We start from the raw sequence: 20,861 nt of genomic DNA on the forward strand, positions 1-20,861 counted from the left end.
AAGGCCCTCGAAGGCCTCGTGTCACTGGGGAAAACCTATAATTTGACCACAGTTCCCAGCGCCCCGATGAAGCTCCAGCCCGACAAATCCGACGCCCAGTCCCTCACCGCGCACGGCCCCGGCTGGGTCGCGATCAACAACGAAAAGGTCGAGGGCAGCGTGGTGGTCGGCTCGCGCGGCGAGCGCTTCGAATGGAACTGCAGCCGTTTCGACGAGATCGGCCCCGAACATTTCGCGCAGCTCGCGGCGCTCGGCGCCGAACTGATCATCTTCGGCAGCGGCTCCCGCATCCGGTTCCCGCAGCCCGCCTGGCTCCAGCCGCTGATGGCGCGGCGCACCGGCGTCGAGACCATGGACACCCCGGCGGCCTGCCGGACCTACAACATCCTGGCCGGCGAGGGCCGCCACGTGGTGGCCGCCCTCCTGGTCGAGCCGCCAGCCGGTGGCTGAGGGCATTTCGAGGTAAAATACCGGGTTGCGAACAGGCCTGCTGCCCTCAGTTAGCAACGACCAATACTCCCTGTGCCGAGTGGCGTCCTCGCGCTCGACCCACGGAAACCAACGGAGAAAACAAGTTTCATGGCGATCGTTGTCAACAAACCCATTCCTGAATTCGACGCCAACGCCACGGGCGGCCTGAAAGTCTCGAATACCTCGCATCTCGGCCAAGTGCTGGTCATGTATTTTTACCCGAAAGATAACACTCCGGGTTGCACGACCGAAGCCATGCAGTTCCGCGACCGCTACAAGGACTTCGAGAAAGCCGGCGCCACGGTGTTCGGCGTGTCCCGCGACAACATGAAGTCGCACGACGAGTTCAAGGCCAAGCTCGAGCTGCCCTTCGAACTCATCGCCGACACCGAAGAAAAGATGTGCCACATGTTCGGCGTGGTCAAGAACAAGATCATGTACGGCAAGAAGGTCAAGGGCATCGAGCGCAGCACCTTCCTGATCGGCGCCGACGGCATCCTCAAGGCCGAATGGCGCGGGCTGAAGGTGCCCGGCCACGTCGACGACGTGCTCAAGGCCGTCAAGGCGCTCAAGAAAGCCGCCTGAGCGTTACAAGTCGCGCGCCCTGTGCGCTTTCGAAGCATCCCGTGGGGAATGCCCAACGGGTTTGCAAACAGCGCGGAGCGCGACACCTGCGGTGTGCATAATGGCCTCATGCCGTTGAGCTCCACGACCGCATCCCCCGAACAAAGCCGCCTGGGTCTTCAGGCGGCTTTTTCGTTTTCCGGTTTCCACTTCCTGCGAGCGACCTGACACATGCCATTGCCTCCCGCCCCCACGAAACGCGCTGCATTGCTCTCGCCGGACGCGCACGACGCACCCGCACGCTCCTCGCACCGGGGATCGCGCCGCTCGGGCGATTCGCGCGGCGACGCGGCCGCGTCGAGCGCCAGCCAGCCGCTGGAACTCTTCGACCGCCAGGCCGCCGAAACCGTCGGCGGCAGCGCCGACAACGCGCCGCCGGTCCGCGGCCGGTCGAAGAACGCCCCCGCGCGCGACCAGCGCCAGCAACCCGCGGCGCGCCGCGAGCCCGAATCGGCGCCCCCGGCGGCCGCCGTGCCCGCGCCTTCGCCCGCCCCCGCGCCGCAGCTCCAGGCCCCGGCGCGCCCGAAGCGCAGCAAATCCAGCGGCCCGGCGAAGCTGTTCGTGCTCGACACCAACGTGCTGCTGCACGATCCGATGTGCCTGTTCCGCTTCGAGGAGCACGACATCTTCCTGCCGATGATCGTGCTCGAGGAGCTCGACGGCCACAAGAAGGGCACGACCGAAGTCGCGCGCAACGGCCGGCAGACCAGCCGCACGCTCGACGCGCTGGCTGCCGCGCAGGACGCCGACATCGACAAGGGCCTGAAGCTCGACACCACCGGCCACCGCGAGGCCGGCGGGCGCCTGTTCTTCCAGACCGCGCCGCTCGACTACGCGCTGCCGATCAGCCTGCCGCAGGGCAAGGCCGACAACCAGATCCTCGGCGTGGTGCACGCGCTGCGCGACGCGTACGCGAAGGACCAGCCCGGCCGTCCGAAGCGCGAGGTGGTGCTGGTGTCGAAGGACATCAACATGCGCGTCAAGGCGCGCGCGCTCGGCCTCGATGCGGACGACTACCAGAACGACAAGACGCTCGAGGACGGCGACCTGCTCTATTCGGGCTCGCTCGCGCTGCCGCCCGACTTCTGGACGCGTCAGAGCAAGACCGTCGAGAGCTGGCAGAGCGGCAGCAACACCTTCTACCGCGTGAGCGGACCGCTGGTGCCCAACCTCTACATCAACCAGTTCGTCTACTTCGAGGCGCCCGGCGAGCCGAGCATGTATGCGCGCGTCACCGAGATCCGCGACAAGACGGCCGTGTTCAAGACGCTCAGGGACTTCAGCTCGGGCAAGAACGCGGTCTGGGGCGTGAACACGCGCAATCGCGAGCAGAACTTCGCGATGAACCTGCTGATGGACCCCGAGATCGACTTCGTCACGCTCACCGGCACGGCCGGCACCGGCAAGACGCTGATGGCGCTGGCCTCGGGCCTCACGCAGGTGCTCGACGACCGCCGCTACACCGAGATCATCATGACGCGTGCCACCGTGAGCGTGGGCGAGGACATCGGCTTTCTGCCGGGCACCGAGGAAGAGAAGATGGGCCCCTGGATGGGCGCGCTCGACGACAACCTCGAGTTCCTTGCCAAGGGCGACGGCGGCGGCGCGGGCGAATGGGGCCGCGCGGCCACCAACGAGCTGATCCGCAGCCGCATCAAGATCAAGAGCATGAACTTCATGCGCGGACGCACCTTCCTCAACAAGTACGTGATCATCGACGAGGCGCAGAACCTCACGCCCAAGCAGATGAAGACGCTGGTCACGCGCGCGGGTCCGGGCACCAAGATCGTCTGCATGGGCAACCTGGCCCAGATCGACACGCCCTACCTCACCGAAGGCTCCTCGGGCCTGACCTTCGCGGTCGACAAGTTCAAGGGCTGGCCGCACAGCGGGCACATCACGCTCGCGCGTGGCGAGCGCTCGCGGCTCGCCGACTTCGCCAGCGACGTGCTCTGAGCCTCCCTCGCCTTCGGGCCCAGGGCCCGCGATGCGCGCAACGCATCGCGGGCCTTTCATTTTGCGACGCTGGCGGCAGGCTCCTGACAAGACGTTGTCAGGAGCCGCGCCGCACCATCGGGGCTCCTTCAACCACAGACGAAAGAGAGTCCTTCATGCAGAACGCCATCACCTGGTTCGAGATCCCCGTCGCCAACCTCGATCGCGCGCAGCGCTTCTACGAAACCGTCCTCGGCCGCGCGCTGCGCCGCGAGGATTTCGGCGGCGAGCCGCTGGCCGTCTTCCCCTACGAGCAGCCGGCACCCGGCGGCTGCCTGCAGCCGGGCGCGCAGGCGAGCGCGGCGCCCGGCACCGGCATCCGGATCTACCTCGACTGCGGCCCGAGCATCGATGCGGTGCTCGGCCGCATCGAGGCCGCGGGCGGACAGCTGACCGTGCCCAAGACCGAGCTGCCCAAGGGCCTCGGCTTCATCGCCCATCTGCGCGACACCGAGGGCAACGAGGTCGGCCTGCACGCCCTCGCCTGAACCGCCATGCCACAGCGCAACTGGATCGCCGTGGCCAGTGCCGAGCATGCGCGGCGCGGCCGCGACCATCGGCCGTTCGGCTTCATGCAGGTCGGCCATGGCAAGCTCGGACCGCTCAAGCGCGTCGCGCCGGGGGACCGCGTCGTCTACTATGCGCCGGCCACGATCTTCGGCGGCACCGACAGGCTGCAGAGCTTCGTCGCCATCGGCATCGTGCGGTCGGGCGTTCCTTACGAGTTCGACATGGGCAACGGCTTCGTTCCCTGGCGGCGCGACGTGGCGTACCTGCCCGCGCACGAAGCACCGATCGCGCCGTTGCTCGAGCATCTCGCCTTTGTCGAGAATCCGAAGCAATGGGGCTACAAGTTCCGGTTCGGGATGTTCGACATCGGCGACGACGACATGCAACTGATTGCCCAGGCCATGAAGGCCGATCTCAAGACACTCGCCCTTTGAAGAGAACCATGGAACCCGTTCGACGCCACCAGCAAGCCTTCCACGTCGCCGGCCTCGCGGTCCGCACCACCAACCGCGACGAGCGCGACCCCGCGACCAGCCGCCTTCCCAAGCTCTGGGGCCGCTTCTTCGACGAGGAGGTCTATGCGTCGACGCCGCACCGCAACGGCGACAAGCGCCTCTTCGGCGTCTATTCGGGCTACGAGTCCGACGTCCACGGCGCCTTCGACGTGACGGCCGGTGTGGCCGTGTCCGAAGGCGCCGGCTGCCTGACCGTCGAAGCCGGCGACTACCTCGTGTTCACCGCGCGCGGCGCCATGCCGCAGCTGGTCACCGGCACCTGGCAGCGCATCTGGGACTACTTCGAGGCCCATCCCGAGCTCACGCGCCGCTACAGGACGGACTTCGAAGCCTACGACGGGCCCGACGCAGTGGCCATCCACGTCGGCGTGTCATGAACCCACGCCGCCTTCCACGCCGCAGCCGCTGATGCGCCGCGCCGACCGCCTGTTCCAGCTCGTCCAGCTCATCCGCGGACGCCGGCTCACCACGGCCGCGTTCCTCGCCCAGCGGCTGGAGGTGTCGGAGCGCACCGTCTACCGCGACGTGGCCGACCTGCAGCACCAGGGCGTGCCGATCGAGGGCGAGGCCGGCGTGGGCTACAGGCTGGGCGCGGGCTTCGAGCTGCCGCCGCTGATGTTCACCCAGGAGGAAGCCGCGGCCCTGGTCGCGGCGGCGCGGCTCGCGCAGAGCTGGGTCGATCCGGCGCTGGCGCGGAACATCGAGACCGGGCTCGGCAAGATCCTCTCGGTGCTGCCGCCCGCGGCGCGCGTCGGTGCGGAGGCGCTGGCGCTCTATGCGCCGGCGCTCGGCCTCGACGAGCTCATGCGCACGCGCCTGCAGATACTGCGCGAGGCGGTGCAGGCGCGGCAGAAGCTGCGTCTGCACTACCACGACGTGTCGGGCGATGCGAGCGAGCGCATCGTGCGCCCGCTCGGCTGCTTCTACTGGGGCAAGGTCTGGACGCTCTCGACCTGGTGCGAGCTGCGCGGCGACTTCCGGGGCTTCCGGCTCGACCGCATGGACGCCGTCGAACGGCTGCCCGAGCGCTTTCGCGACGAGCCGGGCAAGACGCTGGCCGACATGCTGCGCCAGCTCAAGGCGCAGCACGCGGCCGAAGGCCTGCCCCCGCTTCAGAAATCGTCGCTGCCGCCGTAGCTCGCGAGGTTCTCGAACTTGGTGAGCGGCTTGAGGAAGGCGAGCTTGACGGTGCCCGTGGGCCCGTTGCGGTGCTTGCTGATGATCACCTCGGCCACCCCCGGCTCCTTGCTGTTCTTGTCGTAGTAGTCGTCGCGGTAGATGAACATGATGATGTCCGCGTCCTGCTCGATCGCGCCCGATTCGCGCAGGTCGCTCATCATCGGGCGCTTGTCGGTGCGGCTCTCGACGCCGCGGCTCAACTGCGACAGCGCGATCACCGGGCACTTGAGCTCCTTCGCGAGCATCTTCAGGCCGCGCGAGATTTCGCCCACCGCGGTGGCGCGGTTCTCGTCGCTCATGCTGCTCGACACGCTCATGAGCTGCAGGTAGTCGACCACGATCAGCCCCAGGCGCCCGTACTGGCGCGCCAGGCGGCGCGCATTGGCGCGCAGCTCGCTGGTCGTGAGGCCCGGCGTCTCGTCGATGTGCAGCGACACGTTGCGCAGCTTCTCGATCGCCTCGGTCAGCCGCGGCCATTCCTCGTCGCTGAGCTTGCCGGTGCGCAGATGGCCCTGGTCGATGCGGCCGATCGAGCCGACGATACGCACCGCGAGCTGCGAAGCGCCCATTTCCATCGAGAACACCGCGACCGGCAGGCCTTCGTTGAGCGCCACGTGCTCGGCGATGTTGATCGCGAGCGAGGTCTTGCCCATCGAGGGCCGCGCGGCCAGCACGATCATGTCTCCGGGCTGCAGGCCCGAGGTCATCTTGTCGAATTCGTAGAAGCCGGTGCGAACGCCCGTGATGTCGTTCGGGTTCTCGGCCATCTCGGTCACGCGGTCGAGCAGTTCGACCACCAGGGCATCCATGCTCTGGAAGCCCTGCTTCATCCGCGTGCCTTCTTCGCCGATGTTGAAGATCTTCTGCTCGGCCTCGTCGAGGATCTTGTCGACCGACTTGCCCTGCGTGTTGAAGGCGTTGGTCGCGATCTCGTCGCTCGCGGACACCAGCTTGCGCAGGATCGAGCGCTCGCGCACGATCTCCGCATAGCGGCGGATGTTGCTCGCGCTCGGCACGTACTGCGCGAGCGAGTTCAGGTAGACCAGCCCGCCGATCTCCTCGGCCTTGCCGAGGCTCTGCAGCTGCTCGTAGACGGTGATGACGTCGGCCGGCTTGCTCGCGTTGATCAGGCCGCCGATCGCGGCGTAGATCAGCTTGTGTTCGTGGCGGTAGAAGTCGCCATCCACCAGCAGGTCGCCCATGCGGTCCCAGGCTCCGTTGTCGAGCAGCAGGCCGCCGAGCACGCTCGACTCGGCCTCGATCGAATGAGGCGGAATCCGGAGCTGGGCAACCTGGCGGTCGGCCGACGGGTCATTGTCGGCATAGGAGAAAACGGCGGACATGGACTTCCTTGCAACCCTGCATGCTAAGCCGCGCACGCTTCGGCGTGTGTGGACAAGGTTGTGAATAAACGGTGATCTTTCGGTGCACCGGGCTGGAAAACCGGTGCGCAGAAATACAAAAGCCGCCCGAGGGCGGCTTTTGCGGCAGCGCACCAAGCGCCGCGGCAGCGATCAGGCGGTTTCGCCGTAGACCGTCACGGTGATGTCGACCACCACGTCGGTGTGCAGTGCCACGCTGACGGTGCTGTCGCCGACCATCTTGATCGGGCCGTTGGGCAGGCGGACCTGCGACTTCGCGACCTTGTAGCCTTGCTTGCCGAGCTCTTCGGCGATGTCGCCGTTGGTGACCGAGCCGAACAGGCGGCCGTCGACGCCGGCCTTCTGCGTCAGCTTGATGGTCGTGCCGCCGAGCTTTTCGCCCTGCGCTTGCGACTCGGCCAGCTTGGCGGCCGCAGCCTTTTCGAGTTCGGCGCGCTTGGCTTCGAATTCGGCCTTGTTGGCGGCGGTGGCGCGGCGGGCGCGGCCCGTCGGGATCAGGAAGTTGCGCGCATAGCCGTCCTTGACCTTGACGATGTCGCCGAGGGCGCCGACGTTCAGAACCTTGTCCAGAAGAATGATTTGCATGGCTCGGGCTCCTTAGACGCGGTGCTGGTCGCTGTACGGCACCATCGCGAGGAAGCGTGCGCGCTTGATCGCGGTGTTGAGCTGGCGCTGGTAGATCGCGCGCGTGCCGGTCAGGCGGGCGGGGATGATCTTGCCGTTTTCGCTGATGAAGTCACGCAGCGTGTCGATGTCCTTGTAGTCGATCTCTTCGACGCCGGCGACGGTAGAAGCGGCAGAAGCGCTTGCGCTTGAACAGCAGCGACTGGGTGTTGCGCTTCGGGCGCTTGTCTTTGTTGAATTTCTTGAACGTGGCCATTTCGGGACCTCTTTTCGAAAATTAATCTTGCTGAAAATCCTGGATGTGCAGGACCGGATACTTGCCGTTGCCCGGTGTCGCGAGAAAACCCTGAAATCGCCAGAGGCTCCCCATCGACTGCGTTGCGAGCCGCTCGGCGACAGCGCCGAAGGCCACGGCCTTGAGGGCCGTCTTCACCTGCCTGGCTTTTCCTGCCTCCTGGAGCGTCGATGCATGCTCGAGCTTCAGGTCGATGGCGGGAAGGCCGGCGGGCGTGTATCGCAAAGCTCCGAGTTCGGCAACCGAGGCGCTCAGCAGAAGCTGGTTGACGCCGGTTGCCGCAGCAGCGGCAGCGGTCACGCCATCAGCTGTTGTTGGCGGCGTATTCGGCCTGCTGGGCCTTGCGGGCTTCTTCGCGCTCGACCGTCTTCATCATCGACGAAGGACCGGTTTCGGCCTTCTTCTTCTGGACGGTCAGGTGGCGCAGCACGGCGTCGTTGAACTTGAACGCGTGCTCAAGTTCGCCCATCACGGTCTGTTCAGCTTCGATGTTGACGCACAGGTAGTGCGCCTTGTTGAGCTTGTTGATCTGGTAGGCCAGTTGACGGCGGCCCCAGTCTTCGACGCGGTGGACCTTGCCGCCGCCGGCCGTGATCAGGCCCTTATAGCGCTCCAGCATGGCCGGAACTTGCTCGCTCTGATCCGGGTGGATCAGCAAAATGATTTCGTAGTGACGCATGGCACTCCTTGTGGATTCTTCCGTGGAAGAGGAAAAGCCACCTGCAGCGTCGGGCGCAGTGTGGCAAGGCAAAGCCGGCGATTATAGACCGCTGGCGCGCACTTCGGCAAGCGCCCCTCAGTCGTTGAGGGCCTGGTCCAGCGCGGCAGCCTTCTCGCGGCCGACGGCGGCGCGAATTTTCGGCGCCAGCGCGAGCAGGTCTTCGAAGCTCGTGGTGCCCTCGACCTGAAGATTGAGCCGGAACCCCTTGAGCCCGAGGCTGCCGGTCAGCTGGGTGGCGATGGGATAGGCGTCCTTGTAGCGCTGCTGCCGGCTGCGCCCGGAAGGCGGCCGTGCGGCGGTGGCGGGCGCGGCGGGTTTCGCGCTTTCGGGCGCCGTGGGTGCGGTGGATGCGCCGGCCGCCTTCGGTGCCGCGCTGTCAGCACCCTCGGCGGCGGCTTCGAGCAGGCCGAGCAGGACCATCTGGTCGATGTCCTCCCGCACGATGCCCATGCCGCCGGCCAGCAGCTCCTCGACCGAGCGCTTGCCGTCGAACAGGATGAAGGCCGAGCGCTGGCGCGGCGAGAGCGGGACCGAACGGTCCTTGAAGGCCTGCTGGCCTGCTTGCGTCTTGACGAGAATCATGGTGGTCTTCCCTTCCGGGATACGCCCGTGAGTCTCTCAAGTTTGTCATCAAATACGTATTTCGTATCAAAAACACGCAGCGGCCGCGGGAATCCCCGGATGGGGATTTCCGCAATCCGGAAGCCTCAGCGCTTGGCCAGTTGCTGCCAGGTGTCGATCACGCTGTCGGGATTGAGCGAGATCGACTCGATGCCCTGCTCCGCCAGCCAGAGCGCGAAGTCCGGATGGTCGCTGGGGCCCTGGCCGCAGATGCCGACGTACTTGCCCTGGTCCTTGCAGGCCTTGATGACGCGGCTCAAGAGCGCCTTGACGGCCGGATCGCGCTCGTCGAAGTCGGCCGCGAGCAGTTCGAGGCCGGAATCGCGGTCCAGGCCCAGCGTGAGCTGGGTCAGGTCGTTCGAGCCGATCGAGAAGCCGTCGAAGAACTTCAGGAACTCCTCGGGCAGCACCGCGTTGCTCGGCACCTCGCACATCATGATCAGCTTGAGTTCGTTCTCGCCGCGCTTCAGGCCGTGTTCGGCGAGCAGCGAGGTCACGCGCTCGGCCTGGCCGAGCGTGCGCACGAAGGGCACCATGATCTGCACGTTGGTCAGGCCCATGTCGTTGCGCACGCGCTTGAGCGCCTCGCATTCCATCGCGAAGGCTTCGCCGAAGTCCTTGCTCAGGTAGCGCGCGGCGCCGCGGAAGCCGAGCATCGGATTCTCTTCCTCGGGCTCGTAGCGGCTGCCGCCGATGAGCTTGCGGTACTCGTTCGACTTGAAGTCCGACAGGCGCACGATCACCTGCTTGGGCCAGAACGCGGCCGCGATGGTCGCGATGCCCTCGGCCACCTTGTCGACGTAGAAGGCGCGCGGCGAGGCATGGCCGCGGGCCACCGACTCCACGGCCTTCTTGAGGTCGTTGTCGACGTTCGGATAGTCGAGGATGGCCTTCGGATGCACGCCGATGTTGTTGTTGATGATGAACTCGAGCCGCGCCAGCCCCACGCCGCTGTTGGGCAGCTGCGCGAAATCGAAGGCCAGCTGGGGATTGCCGACGTTCATCATGAGCTTGATGTCGATCTCGGGCATGACGCCGCGCTGCACCTCGGTCACCTCGGTCTCGAGCAGGCCGTCGTAGATGAAGCCGGTGTCGCCCTCGGCGCAGCTCACGGTCACGAGCGTGCCGTCCTTGAGCAGGTCGGTGGCGTCGCCGCAGCCCACCACGGCGGGAATGCCGAGTTCGCGCGCGATGATGGCCGCATGGCAGGTGCGCCCGCCGCGGTTGGTCACGATGGCGGCGGCGCGCTTCATCACCGGCTCCCAGTTGGGATCGGTCATGTCGGTCACGAGCACGTCGCCGGCCTGCACCTTGTCCATCTCGCTGATGCTGTGCACCAGGCGCACCGGACCGGTGCCGATCTTCTGGCCGATGGCGCGGCCCTCGGCGAGCACGGCGCCCTTGCCCAGCAGCTTGTAGCGCTGCTCGGCCTTGCCCTGCTGCTGGCTCTTCACGGTCTCGGGACGCGCCTGCAGGATGTAGAGCTGGCCGTCCGTGCCGTCCTTGCCCCACTCGATGTCCATCGGACGGCCATAGTGCTCCTCGATCACGAGCGCGTACTTGGCGAGCTGCTCCACGTCGGCATCGGTCAGGGAGTAGCGGTTGCGCTGCTCGGCCTTGACGTCGGTGGTCTTCACGAGCTTGCCGGTGGCCTTCTTCTCTTCGGGCGTCGCGAATTCCATCTGGATCAGCTTGGAACCCAGGTTGCGGCGGATCACCGCGCGCTTGCCCGCGCGCAGCGTCGGCTTGTGGACGTAGAACTCGTCCGGGTTCACGGCGCCCTGCACCACCGTTTCGCCGAGGCCGTAGCTCGAGGTGATGAACACGACGTCCTCGAAGCCCGATTCGGTGTCGATGGTGAACATCACGCCCGCGGCGCCGAGGTCGGAGCGCACCATGCGCTGCACGCCCGCCGACAGCGCGACCACGTCGTGCGCGAAGCCCTTGTGCACGCGGTAGCTGATGGCGCGGTCGTTGTAGAGCGAGGCGAAGACCTCCTTCATCTTGTGCAGCACGTCGTCGATGCCGACCACGTTGAGGAAGGTCTCCTGCTGGCCCGCGAACGAAGCGTCGGGCAGGTCTTCGGCCGTGGCCGAGGAACGCACCGCGAACGAGGCGGAGGGATTGCCTTCGCTGAGCTTCGCGAAGGCCTCGGTGATGGCCTTCTGCAGGTCGGCCGGGAAGGGCTGGGCCTCGACCATGGCGCGGATCTCGGCGCCGGCGGCGGCCAGCGCGCGCACGTCTTCGGTGTCGAGTGCGGCGAGCCGCTTGCTGATCTTGTCGGCCAGCCCGTCGTGCGCCAGGAACTGGCGGAAGGCATGCGCGGTGGTCGCGAAGCCCGTGGGCACCCGCACGCCCTGCGGCAGCTGCGAGATCATTTCGCCGAGGCTGGCGTTCTTGCCGCCGACCGCCTCGACGTCGGTCATCCTCAGGTTTTCAAACGGTACGACCAGGGCGGTCGCGTCGAAAAGTGCAGACATGGGAAAGCTCCAGAAGTTGAAACCGGTGCTGCATGCAGGCGGCGCGGCACGATCGTTCTCGTTGCTCTGGGTGCGGGCGCGGCGTGCATGGAAAGAATGTGGAGGGGACGTTCGGATTCCCGATAATGGGCCGGATTGTAGGCGTGGCGAGATGGCGCGCGCCGCAGGACAAGGCCGCAAGACATGACCACACGCACTGTTTTCTTCATTTCGGACGGCACGGGCATCACCGCCGAGACCTTCGGCAACGCCGTGCTGGCGCAGTTCGAGATGAAGCCGCGCCACGTGCGGCTGCCCTTCACCGACACCGTCGACAAGGCCCACCAGGCGGTGCGCCAGATCAACCACACGGCCGAGATCGAAGGCGTGCGCCCGATCGTGTTCACCACGCTCGCGAACATGGACGTGCTGGAAGTCATCGAAACCGGCTGCAAGGGCATGCTGCTCGACATGTTCGGCACCTTCGTGCGGCCGCTCGAGATCGAGCTGGCGATGAAGTCCAACCACCGCATCGGCCGCTTCAGCGACGTCAGCAAGAGCAAGGAATACGACGCCCGCATCGCGGCCATCGACTTCAGCCTCGCCCATGACGACGGCCAGAGCAACCGCGACCTCGAGGGCGCCGACGTGATCCTGGTCGGCGTGAGCCGCAGCGGCAAGACGCCGACCTCGCTCTATCTGGCGATGCAGCATGGCCTGAAGGCGGCCAACTACCCGCTGATTCCCGAGGATTTCGAGCGCCGACAGCTGCCCCCGGCGCTGATGCCGCACCGCAAGAAGATCTTCGGGCTCACCATCCAGCCCGAACGGCTGGCCGAGATCCGCAACGAGCGGCGGCCGAACTCGCGCTACGCCAGCCTCGAGAACTGCCGGCACGAAGTCAGCGAAGCCGAGGCCATGATGCGGCGCGCCGGCATCCGGTGGCTCTCGACGACCACCAAGTCGATCGAGGAGATCGCCACCACCATCCTGCAGGAGCTGCGGCCGGAGCGGCTGATCTACTGACCGCCCCGGCGTTCCCCGTTCAGGCCTCGACCGGCGCGGAAGTGCGGATCAGGTGGTCGAAGGCGCCCAGCGCCGCCTTCGCGCCGTCGCCGGCCGCGATGATGATCTGCTTGAACGGCACGGTGGTCACGTCGCCTGCGGCGAACACACCGGGCACCGAGGTCTGGCCGCGCGGGTCGACCACGATCTCGCCGTGCTTCGTCAGCTCGACCACGCCCTTGAGCCAGTCGGTATTGGGCACCAGGCCGATCTGGATGAACACGCCCTCCAGGTCGACGCGCTTCGATTCGCCGCTCGCACGGTCCTTGTAGACCAGGCCGTTGACCTTCTGGTCGCCGGTGATCTCGGTGGTCTGCGCGTTGGTGATCACCTCGACGTTGGCGAGGCTGCGGAGCTTGCGCTGCAGCACCGCGTCGGCGCGCAATTGGGTGTCGAACTCGATCAGCGTCACATGGCCCACGATGCCGGCGAGGTCGATCGCCGCCTCGACGCCCGAGTTGCCGCCGCCGATGACGGCGACGCGCTTGCCCTTGAACAGCGGGCCGTCGCAGTGCGGGCAATAGGCCACGCCCTTGTTCTTGAACTCGTGCTCGCCGGGCACGTTGATGTTGCGCCAGCGCGCACCGGTGGAAATGATGACCGACTTCGCCTTGAGCGAGGCGCCGCTTTCGAGCTGCACCTCGACCAGGTCCTTGCCCGGGACCAGCGCCTTCGCGCGCTGCAGGTTCATGATGTCGACGTCGTAGTCGCGCACATGCTCCTCGAGCGCGTGGGCGAACTTCGGCCCTTCGGTTTCCTTCACCGAAATGAAGTTCTCGATGCCGAGCGTGTCGAGCACCTGGCCGCCGAAGCGCTCCGAGGCCACGCCGGTGCGGATGCCCTTGCGCGCCGCGTACACGGCCGCGGCCGCGCCGGCCGGACCGCCGCCGACGATCAGCACGTCGAACGGGTCCTTGGCGGCGATCTTCTTCGCTTCGCGCTCGACACCGCTGCTGTCGATCTTGGCGAGGATTTCCTCCAGGCTCATGCGGCCCTGGCCGAACTCGGTGCCGTTGAGGAACACGGTCGGCACGGCCATGACCTGGCGCTCCTTCACCTCTTCCTGGAAGGTGCCGCCCTCGATCATCGTGGTGCGGATGCGCGGGTTCTGCACCGCCATCAGGTTCAGCGCCTGGACCACGTCGGGGCAGTTGTGGCAGGTCAGCGAGACGTAGACCTCGAACTCGAAGTCGCCGTCGAGCGCCTTGATCTGGTCGAGCACGGCCTGCTCGACCTTCGGGGGATAGCCGCCGATCTGCAGCAGCGCAAGGATCAGCGACGTGAATTCATGGCCCATCGGCAGGCCGGCGAAACGCGGGCCGTGGTTCTCGCTCGGCCGGTTGATCGAGAACGACGGCTTGCGATGGTTGTCGTCGCGGCTTTCGGTCAGCTTGACCAGCGGCGAGCATTCCTCGACGTCCTTCAGCAGCGACAGCATCTCGCCCGAGGCCTTGCTGTCGTCCAGCGAGGCGACGATCTCGATCGGCTGCGTGGCGCGTTCGAGGTAACTCTTCAATTGGGCTTTGGTGGCGGCGTCGAGCATGAGGGACTCTCTTTCGATAACTGAAAACTATCAACAGGGGACAAAAAAACCCGGGGCCTCGTGAGCGCCCGGGCTTTCGCGCGGAACGCTTTAGATCTTGCCGACGAGGTCGAACGAGGGCTTGAGCGTTTCGGCGCCTTCGGTCCACTTGGCGGGGCAGACTTCACCGGGGTGGGCGGCCACGTACTGGGCAGCCTTCACGCGGCGCAGCAGTTCGGCGGCGTCGCGGCCGATGCCGTTGTCGTGCACTTCGATGGTCTTGATCTTGCCTTCGGGATCGATCACGAAGGTGCCGCGGTAGGCGAGGCCGGCGTCTTCACCTTCCTCGATCAGCACCTGGAAGGCGCGGGCCAGTTGCTGGCTCGGGTCGCCGATCAGCGGGTACTTGACCTTGCCGATGGTTTCCGAGGTGTCGTGCCATGCCTTGTGGGTGAAGTGGGTGTCGGTCGACACGCCATACAACCTCGACGCCGAGCTTCTGGAATTCAGCGTAGTGGTCGGCGAGGTCGCCGAGTTCGGTGGGACACACGAACGTAAAGTCGGCCGGGTAGAACACCACGACCGACCATTTGCCCTTGAAGCTCTCGTTGCTGACCGGCACGAACTTGCCGTTGTGGTACGCGGTGGCCTTGAAGGGAATGACTTCGGTATTGATCAGGGACATTGCTGTTTCCTTGGTGGTGGCTGATGAAAAGAACGAGCCATGAGTATAGCTACCAAACTCGTAATTTCAATAGTCATCGTCTATTAAAAGTATTGGGCCTTGCTATGTTCTCGATCAGTATTTCGCCAACGAATACGAACGTGTATCACCATCAAACGCATGCAGACCGCCGGCGCATGGGTTTGCTTGCAAGCACTTACCTGCGCCTCCGACAATCGGCGCTTCCAGAATAAACACAAGGAAGAATCATGAAGGGCGACCCCAAGGTCATCGAGCATCTGCAGGCACAGCTCAAGAACGAGCTGACCGCGATCAACCAGTACTTTCTGCACTACCGCATGCTCAAGCACTGGGGTTTGGACAAGCTGGCCAAGAAGGAATACGAAGAGTCGATCGGCGAGATGAAGCATGCCGACAAGCTGATGGACCGCATCTTCATGCTCGACGGTCTGCCGAACCTGCAGGACCTCGGCAAGCTGAACATCGGCGAGGACGTGCCCGAGCTCCTGGGCTGCGACCTCGGCGCCGAAACCGGCGCGCAAGCCACCATCAAGGACGGCATCGCCTACTGCGAATCGGTGCGTGACTACGTTTCGCGCGACTTGCTGCAGGAAATCCTCGACGACACCGAGGAGCACATCGACTTTCTCGAGACCCAGATCGACCTGATCGACAAGGTCGGCCTGCAGAACTACCTGCAGTCGCAGATGGGCGAGATCAGCTGATCTCGCCTTCCGGCGACGTCAGCCGATGTCGCCGGGCTCCTGCGGACGCTTGCGTCCGCTCCACATCGCGGCCACGAGGTTCTCCCGGTGCCGCCAGCTCGTGAAGGCCACGCCGGCCACATGCAGCGCGATCAGCGCCACGAGCGTCCAGGCCAGCGTGCGGTGGAGCCACTCCACCCAGGCCAATCCCCAGAACATGTCGAGCGTGTACATCCAGCCGGTGATGCCGACCGCGGCCACCGCGACGAGCAGCGCCACGACCATCCAGCCGCCCAGCGGGTTGTGACCCAGGTAGCGCTTTTCGCGCGCCGCCAGCAGGTCGGCCGTGTAGCGCAGCACCTCCGAGGGCGGACGAACGAACTGCCCGAAGCGCGCATAACGCCCCCCGAGCCAGCCGCCGAGGCAGCGGCCGGCGACCAAGACCAGCGCGGCGTAGCCCGCCAGCTCATGCTGGCGCAGCAGGGCTTCCCCGCTGAACCACGCCACGGCAATGGATGCGACCAGCGCCCAGTGCGTGGCACGCAGCCAGAGCGCCCAGACGGGCGCCGAGGGAGGCGCGAGCACCGTGCGCACGGCGTCTGGGTGCCTCAGGACGGCTGCTTGACCTGCCCGACCTTCTGGAAGGTCTTGGGGTCGAAGAAGGCTTCGGTGCGCTGGCCCTTCTCGTCGAAGCCATAGACCTCGTAGCAGCCGTTGAAGGTCTTGACCTGCCGCACCTTCCAGCCTTCGCTGGTGAGCTTGCGCTGCAGTTCCATCTGCGGCCGCATTTCCTCCTTGGGAACGGGTGCGCACTTGACGGCGTCGTGGTCGACGTACTGGGCCGAGGCCGCGGCGGATCCGAGCATGGCGGCCGCGGCAACGGCGGCGCAAAGAAGCGTGTGATTCATGGGTGGAACTCCTGGCTTGGCAGGGCCGCGCGGTCGGCTCAAACGTCGAGCCACATGCGCAGCAGGTTGTGGTAGGTGCTCGTGAGGCCGATCACGCCGGGATCGGTCTCGCCGTACTGGCTGCGAAGATGGCGCAGATGGTTGTCCATCTCGAACAGCAGCCGGCGCTGCTCGTCGCTTCGGACCATGCTCTGGATCCAGAAGTAGCTCGCCACCCGGAATCCCCGCGTCACGGGCTGCACCCGGTGGACGCTCGTTCCGGGGTACAGCACCATGTCGCCCGCCGGCAGCTTCACGCGCTGCACGCCGAAGGTGTCCTCGATCACGAGCTCGCCGCCATCGTATTCGTCGGGATCGGCGAGGAACAGGGTGCACGAGATGTCGGTGCGCACCCGCCCCGAGCCGTCGCGCAGAAAACGCACCGCGCTGTCCACGTGATTGCCGAAGCTGTTCGAGGCCCCGCCGTAGCGGTTGAACAGCGGCGGCGAGATCTGCTTGGGCAGCGCGGCCGAGAAGAAGACCTGGTGCCGCTCCAGCCCGCGCAGCAGCAGTTGCTGGACGGCCCGGGTCTCCTCGCAGTCCTCTCGCAACTGCTCGTTGTTCTTCGCCTTCGCCGACTGCTCTCCCGCGGTCAGGCGACCGTCTTCCCACGGCGCGCCGGCCAGGATGTCCCTGGCCTGGAGCACCTCGGCCGGCGAGAGCACTTCGCGGATGTGCAGGAGCATGGGCGTGGAGGAACTGCGGCGTGCCTGTGTGCTTAGAAACGAGCCCCGATGGTAAGCAGTACCGAACGCTTCGCACCGGCGATCACGAAGCCCGGATAGAGCTGGTCGCCATAGAGCTTGTTCGTCACGTTGTTGACGTTGAGCTGCGCATACAGGTCGGGCGTGAACTTGTATTCCACCATCATGTCGCCGACCACGTAGCCCGGCGTGCTGTTGCTGAGGCTGGCGGCGCCGCTGGCGCCCTGCAGCGGCCGGTTCTCCGACGCGCCGCGCAGACCGCCGGCAATGCGCAGCTTGGGCGTGGCCTGGTAGCTGACCCACGCGGCGCCGCTGTGCTTGGGCGTGAGGCCGACGCGCGAGCCGACGGTGCCCGGCGTCGCGGTGCTGCCGACCTTGTCGATCGTGGCCTTCGGGATGTAGGAGTACGAGAAATACACCTCCCACTGCGGATTCAGGCGGCCGACCACGTCGAGTTCGAGGCCTTGCGAATGCCGCTTGCCCGACAGCAGGTACGAACTGCCGGCGAAGTCCGAATCGGTCGTGCGCTCGTTCGATTTCTCGGTGCGGAAGATCGCCGCACGCGTCGAGAGCTTGCCGTCGAGCCAGTCGAGCTTGGCGCCGAGCTCGATGTTGCGGCTCTTCTCGGGCGGCGTGTTCGCGGTCTGCGGCGACACGTACTGATAGGTGTCGGCCGACGAATTGAACGAGGTGCTGTACGACAGGTGGTACGACTGCGTGTCCGACGGCTGGTAGAGCGCGCCCGCGCGGTAGCTCCAGGCACCCTGCGACAGGTGCGTGGTCGTGACCGTGGGGAACGGGCTGCCGGCCGAATAGCGCTCGCGCGGATCGCTGCAGTTCGCGGTCTGCGCGTAGCCGCGCGGCGTGGGCGTCGGCCGGACGCACGCGGGGTTGGTGTAGCCGTACTGGTCGAAGTCGCCGCTCAGACGGTCATAGCGCACGCCGCCAAGCAACTTCCAGTGAGGCGCCACCTGGACCAGGTCCTGCAGGTAGACACCGATCGACTTGGCCGAATAGGCGCTCGAATCGCGGTACACCGGCTCCACGAAGGTGCCGGTGAGGCCCGCGCCGTCGTTCGGCGTGCCGACGAAGGTGTTGGGCCGCGTGCCCAGCGCACGGCCGCGGAAGCTGTTGTTGAAGAACGCGTCGTTCTGGAAGCGGTTGGCCTGCTCCTTCGATGCGTCGACACCCGCGAGGAGCTGATGCTTCATGCCGCCCCAGTTCAGCTCCTTGCTGTAGTCGCTCTGGAGGTAGGTGCCCTTGTATTCGTCCTTGCGCGGCGTGAGGCCGCTGCGCGTGAGCACCGTGTAGTTGCTGAAGTTCGCCAGCGTGGTGGCCGCGCCGAGCGTGGTGCTGGCGCCGGCGGCGGTCGACCACTGGTTGCGGTCGAAGGTGCCGGTGCGCAGCTGCGTGCGCAGCTCGCCGCCGTCGTCGAAGCGATGGAGCCAGGAGGCGGTGCCGTAGGTCGCCTTGCCGAGCAGCTTGTCGGCGGAGGTGCCGTAGAAGTTGCCGGGCTTGATCGGCGCGATCGTCCCGATGCTGCCGATCGTCGGAATACCGTTGGCGTTGTAGCCGGTGACGCCCTGCCGGCCGGTCGCCACCCATCGCACCGCCGACATGGGAACGTTGTCCACGTTCAGGTGGAACAGGCCCACGGTGAATTCATCGGCCGTGCCCAGGCCCCAGCTGTACGAAGGCGCGATGCCGTACTTGTCGATCTTCGCGCCGCCGTTGTCGGCCTTGTTCCACATGCCGTTGATGCGCAGCGCGGAGGTTTCGCCGGTGCGCTTGTTGAAGTCGGCCGTGGTGCGGTAGTAGCCGCGCGAACCGACCGTGGCCTCCACGTCGGTCTGGTCGGCCAGCAGCGGCTTCTTCGTCACCTGGTTGATCACGCCGCCGGTGGAACCGCGGCCGAAGATCATCGATGCAGAGCCGCGCAGCACCTCGACGCGCTCGAGGTTGAAGGTGTCGCGGTCGTACTGCGACGGATCGCGCATGCCGTCGATCAGCAGGTCGCCGACGGTCGCCACCGGAAAGCCGCGCAGCCGGATGTCCTGGTCGGTGCCGTTCTCGGTGGCCGCGAAAGTGATGCCGGCCGAGTAGTGCAGCGCGTCACGAAGGGTGTCGAGCTTGACGTCGTCGATCAGCTTTTCGGTGATGACGTTGATCGACTGCGGAATGTCGCGGATGTCCTGCGTGCCCTTGCCGATGTTGGTCTTCTTGGTCTGGACCTGCTCCTTGCCCTGGACTTCGGCCTGCTCGGTCACCGTCACCGTCCCCAGCGTGCCGCCCTGCACCGTCGGTGCCGGCGCCTGAGCCCAGCTGCTGACCGAGGCGGCGAGCATCAATGCGCCGAAGGGCAGGATCGCCGCTTCGCGCGGCGACCCGCCGGAAGCGGCGCTCGCGGCGGGCCGCGAAGAAGAAACAGCACGCGACGCGCGTGCACGTCGACGAGTGACATTGGCCAAGATAACCTCCCAGAAAGCCAGACGGCTGGTTTGAATGGCTGGCTGGAACCTGGGGATGCCGGATCTGGCTTGCCGAAAGTGTGCGGGAGTGTAAGGTAAACGTAGTCAATCTCATTCGTAGTTCGGCCAAAGAGTTGCAAAACAGCAACGGTCGCCGAAAGCAGTGCCAAAGACCTACATGCGCGATAGTTATTGGAAATGCGAGAGATTCGTATTTATAATGAGGCTCGATTCATCCAGCCAGCCACTGCCGCCTTCACTGCCATGATCGTTTGCGTCTGCCGCCGAGTCTCCGACCGTGAAATCGCACGTCATGTGCGAGCGGGCATGACTTTCGACGAAGTCCAGTTCGAACTTGGCGTTGCCACCCAATGTGGCCAATGTGAAGGCTGTGCGCGCGATATCGTCGCGCAGTGCAGCGCCTCTCACCCCGTCGCAGCGCTGAGTCGCGAGCCGGGGCCGAGGGCGATCCAGCTTGCCACCTCCATTTCGGAAAGCAAGGCATGGAACTCTTCTCGGCACTCTGCGGCAGCTTGATATTGGTCGCGGCCTCGGTCTGGTGGATCTTTCGTAAGTAAACAGTCGTCGTAGCGGTTTTGCTGCAATCGGGGCATGCTTTGCGCGGGCCCGCATTCGAATTGGTTGATCGTGTCTGACCGCTTTGCCCCCCCTCCTTCCGTTCTCGGCCTTTCGCGCAATGCTGTCATTGCCGGGGGCGTGATCCTCTTTCACGCTGCGGCGCTCTGGGCGCTGCAAAGCGGCCTGCTGCGCCGGGCTGCAGAGGTCGTGGTTCCGGTGGAAATCCTGAGCCAGTTCATCGAGCCGCCCAAGCCGGCGCCACCACCGCCCCCTCCACCGCCGCCGCCTCCCCCACAGCGCAAGCCCGAAGCCGTGAAGCCGCCGCCGCGTCCGGTGGCCATTCGCGAGCCCAAGCCGGTGCCGGCACCGGCCGCGCCGGTGGGCGTGCCCGAACCAGCCGCCGCCCGCGCCCGTGCCGGTGGCGGAAACGCCGCCGCCCGCGCCCCCGGCCCCGCCGCCGGCACCGCCCGCGCCGAAGACCATCGAGATCACCGAGGGCCAGACGCGCTACGTCAGGGAGCCCAAGCTCGTCTTCCCCAGCATGAGCCGGCGGCTCGGCGAATCCGGCACCACCGTCGTCTCGATCTACTTCGACAGCGAAGGCTTCGCCAAGCGCGTCGAACTCTTCAAGTCGAGCGGCTTCGAACGCCTCGACGAAGCGGCGCTCGCCGCCGCCCGCACCGCACAGGTCACGCCCTTCCGGCAGACCGGAGGCAACGCGCAGACGACCTACGTCCTGCGGGCGCCGTTCTCATTCAAATTGAACTGATTTTTCTCTGGAGCAACTTCGT

The 20,861-nt window shown here is 65.9% G+C and carries 22 protein-coding genes and 2 pseudogenes; 11 read left to right on the forward strand and 13 right to left on the reverse strand.

Features of this window, described 5'->3' with window-relative positions; genetic code table 11:
• Window positions 1–66: 66 nt before the first annotated feature.
• The 7 genes from M2165_RS24965 to M2165_RS24995 all read left to right on the forward strand — a co-directional run bounded on the left by M2165_RS24965 (window position 67) and on the right by M2165_RS24995 (window position 5,252).
• Window positions 67–450, forward strand: a complete 384-nt coding sequence (locus tag M2165_RS24965) for an Mth938-like domain-containing protein (protein ID WP_280817243.1) — start codon at window positions 67–69, stop codon at window positions 448–450.
• Window positions 451–579: 129 nt separating this feature from the next.
• Complete coding sequence (locus M2165_RS24970; RefSeq protein ID WP_280817244.1) at window positions 580–1,056, forward strand: peroxiredoxin; 477 nt, start codon at window positions 580–582, stop codon at window positions 1,054–1,056.
• Between the two features lie 210 nt (window positions 1,057–1,266).
• The gene (locus M2165_RS24975; RefSeq protein ID WP_280817245.1) at window positions 1,267–3,051 is read left to right on the forward strand and encodes a PhoH family protein; all 1,785 of its coding nucleotides are present in this window, start codon (window positions 1,267–1,269) and stop codon (window positions 3,049–3,051) included.
• A gap of 155 nt (window positions 3,052–3,206) precedes the next feature.
• Window positions 3,207–3,578: a VOC family protein gene (locus tag M2165_RS24980; protein WP_280817246.1), complete on the forward strand. Its 372-nt coding sequence runs from the start codon at window positions 3,207–3,209 to the stop codon at window positions 3,576–3,578.
• Window positions 3,579–3,584: 6 nt separating this feature from the next.
• Window positions 3,585–4,034 carry an EVE domain-containing protein gene (locus M2165_RS24985; RefSeq protein WP_280817247.1) on the forward strand — a complete coding sequence of 150 codons (450 nt, stop codon included), beginning with the start codon at window positions 3,585–3,587 and terminating at the stop codon, window positions 4,032–4,034.
• 8 nt (window positions 4,035–4,042) lie between these two features.
• Entirely contained in the window at window positions 4,043–4,492 is a 450-nt protein-coding gene (locus M2165_RS24990) for a GyrI-like domain-containing protein (protein WP_280817248.1), read from the forward strand.
• 31 nt (window positions 4,493–4,523) lie between these two features.
• On the forward strand, window positions 4,524–5,252 hold the full coding sequence (locus M2165_RS24995; RefSeq protein WP_280817249.1) for a YafY family protein: 729 nt from the start codon (window positions 4,524–4,526) through the stop codon (window positions 5,250–5,252).
• Here the strand turns inward: M2165_RS24995 and dnaB are convergent.
• The 7 genes and pseudogenes from dnaB to ppsA form a co-directional block, all read right to left on the reverse strand.
• The gene (gene dnaB / locus M2165_RS25000; RefSeq protein WP_280817250.1) at window positions 5,228–6,637 is read right to left on the reverse strand and encodes a replicative DNA helicase; all 1,410 of its coding nucleotides are present in this window, start codon (window positions 6,635–6,637) and stop codon (window positions 5,228–5,230) included. The genes M2165_RS24995 and dnaB overlap by 25 nt on opposite strands.
• A 171-nt stretch (window positions 6,638–6,808) precedes the next feature.
• Window positions 6,809–7,261: a 50S ribosomal protein L9 gene (gene rplI / locus M2165_RS25005; RefSeq protein WP_280817251.1), complete on the reverse strand. Its 453-nt coding sequence runs from the start codon at window positions 7,259–7,261 to the stop codon at window positions 6,809–6,811.
• Between the two features lie 12 nt (window positions 7,262–7,273).
• Window positions 7,274–7,556, reverse strand: a pseudogene (gene rpsR / locus M2165_RS25010) (30S ribosomal protein S18).
• A gap of 21 nt (window positions 7,557–7,577) precedes the next feature.
• Window positions 7,578–7,895: a primosomal replication protein N gene (gene priB, locus M2165_RS25015; protein WP_280817252.1), complete on the reverse strand. Its 318-nt coding sequence runs from the start codon at window positions 7,893–7,895 to the stop codon at window positions 7,578–7,580.
• A 4-nt stretch (window positions 7,896–7,899) separates the two neighbouring features.
• Complete coding sequence (gene rpsF / locus M2165_RS25020) at window positions 7,900–8,274, reverse strand: 30S ribosomal protein S6 (RefSeq protein ID WP_280817253.1); 375 nt, start codon at window positions 8,272–8,274, stop codon at window positions 7,900–7,902.
• Window positions 8,275–8,391: 117 nt separating this feature from the next.
• Complete coding sequence (locus M2165_RS25025; protein WP_280817254.1) at window positions 8,392–8,898, reverse strand: hypothetical protein; 507 nt, start codon at window positions 8,896–8,898, stop codon at window positions 8,392–8,394.
• A gap of 125 nt (window positions 8,899–9,023) precedes the next feature.
• The gene (gene ppsA / locus M2165_RS25030) at window positions 9,024–11,417 is read right to left on the reverse strand and encodes a phosphoenolpyruvate synthase (protein WP_280817255.1); all 2,394 of its coding nucleotides are present in this window, start codon (window positions 11,415–11,417) and stop codon (window positions 9,024–9,026) included.
• Between the two features lie 183 nt (window positions 11,418–11,600).
• Here ppsA and M2165_RS25035 point away from each other — a divergent pair, with 183 nt between their 5' ends.
• Entirely contained in the window at window positions 11,601–12,422 is an 822-nt protein-coding gene (locus M2165_RS25035) for a pyruvate, water dikinase regulatory protein (RefSeq protein WP_280817256.1), read from the forward strand.
• A gap of 19 nt (window positions 12,423–12,441) precedes the next feature.
• On the opposite strand, the gene ahpF is transcribed toward M2165_RS25035, so the two are convergent.
• A complete protein-coding gene (gene ahpF, locus M2165_RS25040; protein WP_280817257.1) occupies window positions 12,442–14,004 on the reverse strand; it encodes an alkyl hydroperoxide reductase subunit F in 1,563 nt (520 codons plus the stop codon).
• A 90-nt stretch (window positions 14,005–14,094) separates the two neighbouring features.
• A pseudogene (gene ahpC / locus M2165_RS25045) lies at window positions 14,095–14,668 on the reverse strand (alkyl hydroperoxide reductase subunit C).
• 248 nt (window positions 14,669–14,916) lie between these two features.
• On the opposite strand from ahpC, the gene bfr reads away from it, so the two are divergent.
• On the forward strand, window positions 14,917–15,393 hold the full coding sequence (gene bfr, locus M2165_RS25050; protein WP_280817258.1) for a bacterioferritin: 477 nt from the start codon (window positions 14,917–14,919) through the stop codon (window positions 15,391–15,393).
• Window positions 15,394–15,411: 18 nt separating this feature from the next.
• Here bfr and M2165_RS25055 read toward each other — a convergent pair whose 3' ends face one another.
• The 4 genes from M2165_RS25055 to M2165_RS25070 are packed head-to-tail and all read right to left on the reverse strand — an operon-like array spanning window position 15,412 to window position 19,491.
• Window positions 15,412–15,966 (reverse strand): cytochrome b/b6 domain-containing protein, encoded by a 555-nt coding sequence (locus M2165_RS25055; RefSeq protein ID WP_280817259.1) that lies wholly within the window; start codon window positions 15,964–15,966, stop codon window positions 15,412–15,414.
• 14 nt (window positions 15,967–15,980) lie between these two features.
• Window positions 15,981–16,280 (reverse strand): PepSY domain-containing protein, encoded by a 300-nt coding sequence (locus M2165_RS25060; RefSeq protein WP_280817260.1) that lies wholly within the window; start codon window positions 16,278–16,280, stop codon window positions 15,981–15,983.
• Window positions 16,281–16,318: 38 nt separating this feature from the next.
• On the reverse strand, window positions 16,319–17,005 hold the full coding sequence (locus M2165_RS25065; protein ID WP_280817261.1) for a Fe2+-dependent dioxygenase: 687 nt from the start codon (window positions 17,003–17,005) through the stop codon (window positions 16,319–16,321).
• A 32-nt stretch (window positions 17,006–17,037) separates the two neighbouring features.
• Window positions 17,038–19,491, reverse strand: coding sequence for a TonB-dependent receptor (locus tag M2165_RS25070; RefSeq protein WP_280817262.1), 2,454 nt, complete (start codon window positions 19,489–19,491; stop codon window positions 17,038–17,040).
• A gap of 264 nt (window positions 19,492–19,755) precedes the next feature.
• Here M2165_RS25070 and M2165_RS25075 point away from each other — a divergent pair, with 264 nt between their 5' ends.
• Both M2165_RS25075 and M2165_RS25080 read left to right on the forward strand, forming a co-directional pair.
• Window positions 19,756–20,028 (forward strand): (2Fe-2S)-binding protein, encoded by a 273-nt coding sequence (locus tag M2165_RS25075; RefSeq protein WP_280817263.1) that lies wholly within the window; start codon window positions 19,756–19,758, stop codon window positions 20,026–20,028.
• A 454-nt stretch (window positions 20,029–20,482) separates the two neighbouring features.
• A complete protein-coding gene (locus M2165_RS25080; RefSeq protein WP_280817264.1) occupies window positions 20,483–20,839 on the forward strand; it encodes a TonB family protein in 357 nt (118 codons plus the stop codon).
• Window positions 20,840–20,861 lie beyond the last annotated feature (22 nt).

Source organism: Variovorax sp. TBS-050B (assembly GCF_029893635.1).
Lineage (GTDB): Bacteria > Pseudomonadota > Gammaproteobacteria > Burkholderiales > Burkholderiaceae_C > Variovorax.

Coding starts and splice junctions, on each gene's coding strand:
- M2165_RS24965 (WP_280817243.1), top strand. CDS start 67: ATGAAGCTCCAGCCCGACAAATCCGACGCCCAGTCCCTCACCGCGCAC.
- M2165_RS24970 (WP_280817244.1), top strand. CDS start 580: ATGGCGATCGTTGTCAACAAACCCATTCCTGAATTCGACGCCAACGCC.
- M2165_RS24975 (WP_280817245.1), top strand. CDS start 1,267: ATGCCATTGCCTCCCGCCCCCACGAAACGCGCTGCATTGCTCTCGCCG.
- M2165_RS24980 (WP_280817246.1), top strand. CDS start 3,207: ATGCAGAACGCCATCACCTGGTTCGAGATCCCCGTCGCCAACCTCGAT.
- M2165_RS24985 (WP_280817247.1), top strand. CDS start 3,585: ATGCCACAGCGCAACTGGATCGCCGTGGCCAGTGCCGAGCATGCGCGG.
- M2165_RS24990 (WP_280817248.1), top strand. CDS start 4,043: ATGGAACCCGTTCGACGCCACCAGCAAGCCTTCCACGTCGCCGGCCTC.
- M2165_RS24995 (WP_280817249.1), top strand. CDS start 4,524: ATGCGCCGCGCCGACCGCCTGTTCCAGCTCGTCCAGCTCATCCGCGGA.
- dnaB (WP_280817250.1), bottom strand. CDS start 6,637: ATGTCCGCCGTTTTCTCCTATGCCGACAATGACCCGTCGGCCGACCGC.
- rplI (WP_280817251.1), bottom strand. CDS start 7,261: ATGCAAATCATTCTTCTGGACAAGGTTCTGAACGTCGGCGCCCTCGGC.
- rpsF (WP_280817253.1), bottom strand. CDS start 8,274: ATGCGTCACTACGAAATCATTTTGCTGATCCACCCGGATCAGAGCGAG.
- M2165_RS25025 (WP_280817254.1), bottom strand. CDS start 8,898: ATGATTCTCGTCAAGACGCAAGCAGGCCAGCAGGCCTTCAAGGACCGT.
- ppsA (WP_280817255.1), bottom strand. CDS start 11,417: ATGTCTGCACTTTTCGACGCGACCGCCCTGGTCGTACCGTTTGAAAAC.
- M2165_RS25035 (WP_280817256.1), top strand. CDS start 11,601: ATGACCACACGCACTGTTTTCTTCATTTCGGACGGCACGGGCATCACC.
- ahpF (WP_280817257.1), bottom strand. CDS start 14,004: ATGCTCGACGCCGCCACCAAAGCCCAATTGAAGAGTTACCTCGAACGC.
- bfr (WP_280817258.1), top strand. CDS start 14,917: ATGAAGGGCGACCCCAAGGTCATCGAGCATCTGCAGGCACAGCTCAAG.
- M2165_RS25060 (WP_280817260.1), bottom strand. CDS start 16,280: ATGAATCACACGCTTCTTTGCGCCGCCGTTGCCGCGGCCGCCATGCTC.
- M2165_RS25065 (WP_280817261.1), bottom strand. CDS start 17,005: ATGCTCCTGCACATCCGCGAAGTGCTCTCGCCGGCCGAGGTGCTCCAG.
- M2165_RS25075 (WP_280817263.1), top strand. CDS start 19,756: ATGATCGTTTGCGTCTGCCGCCGAGTCTCCGACCGTGAAATCGCACGT.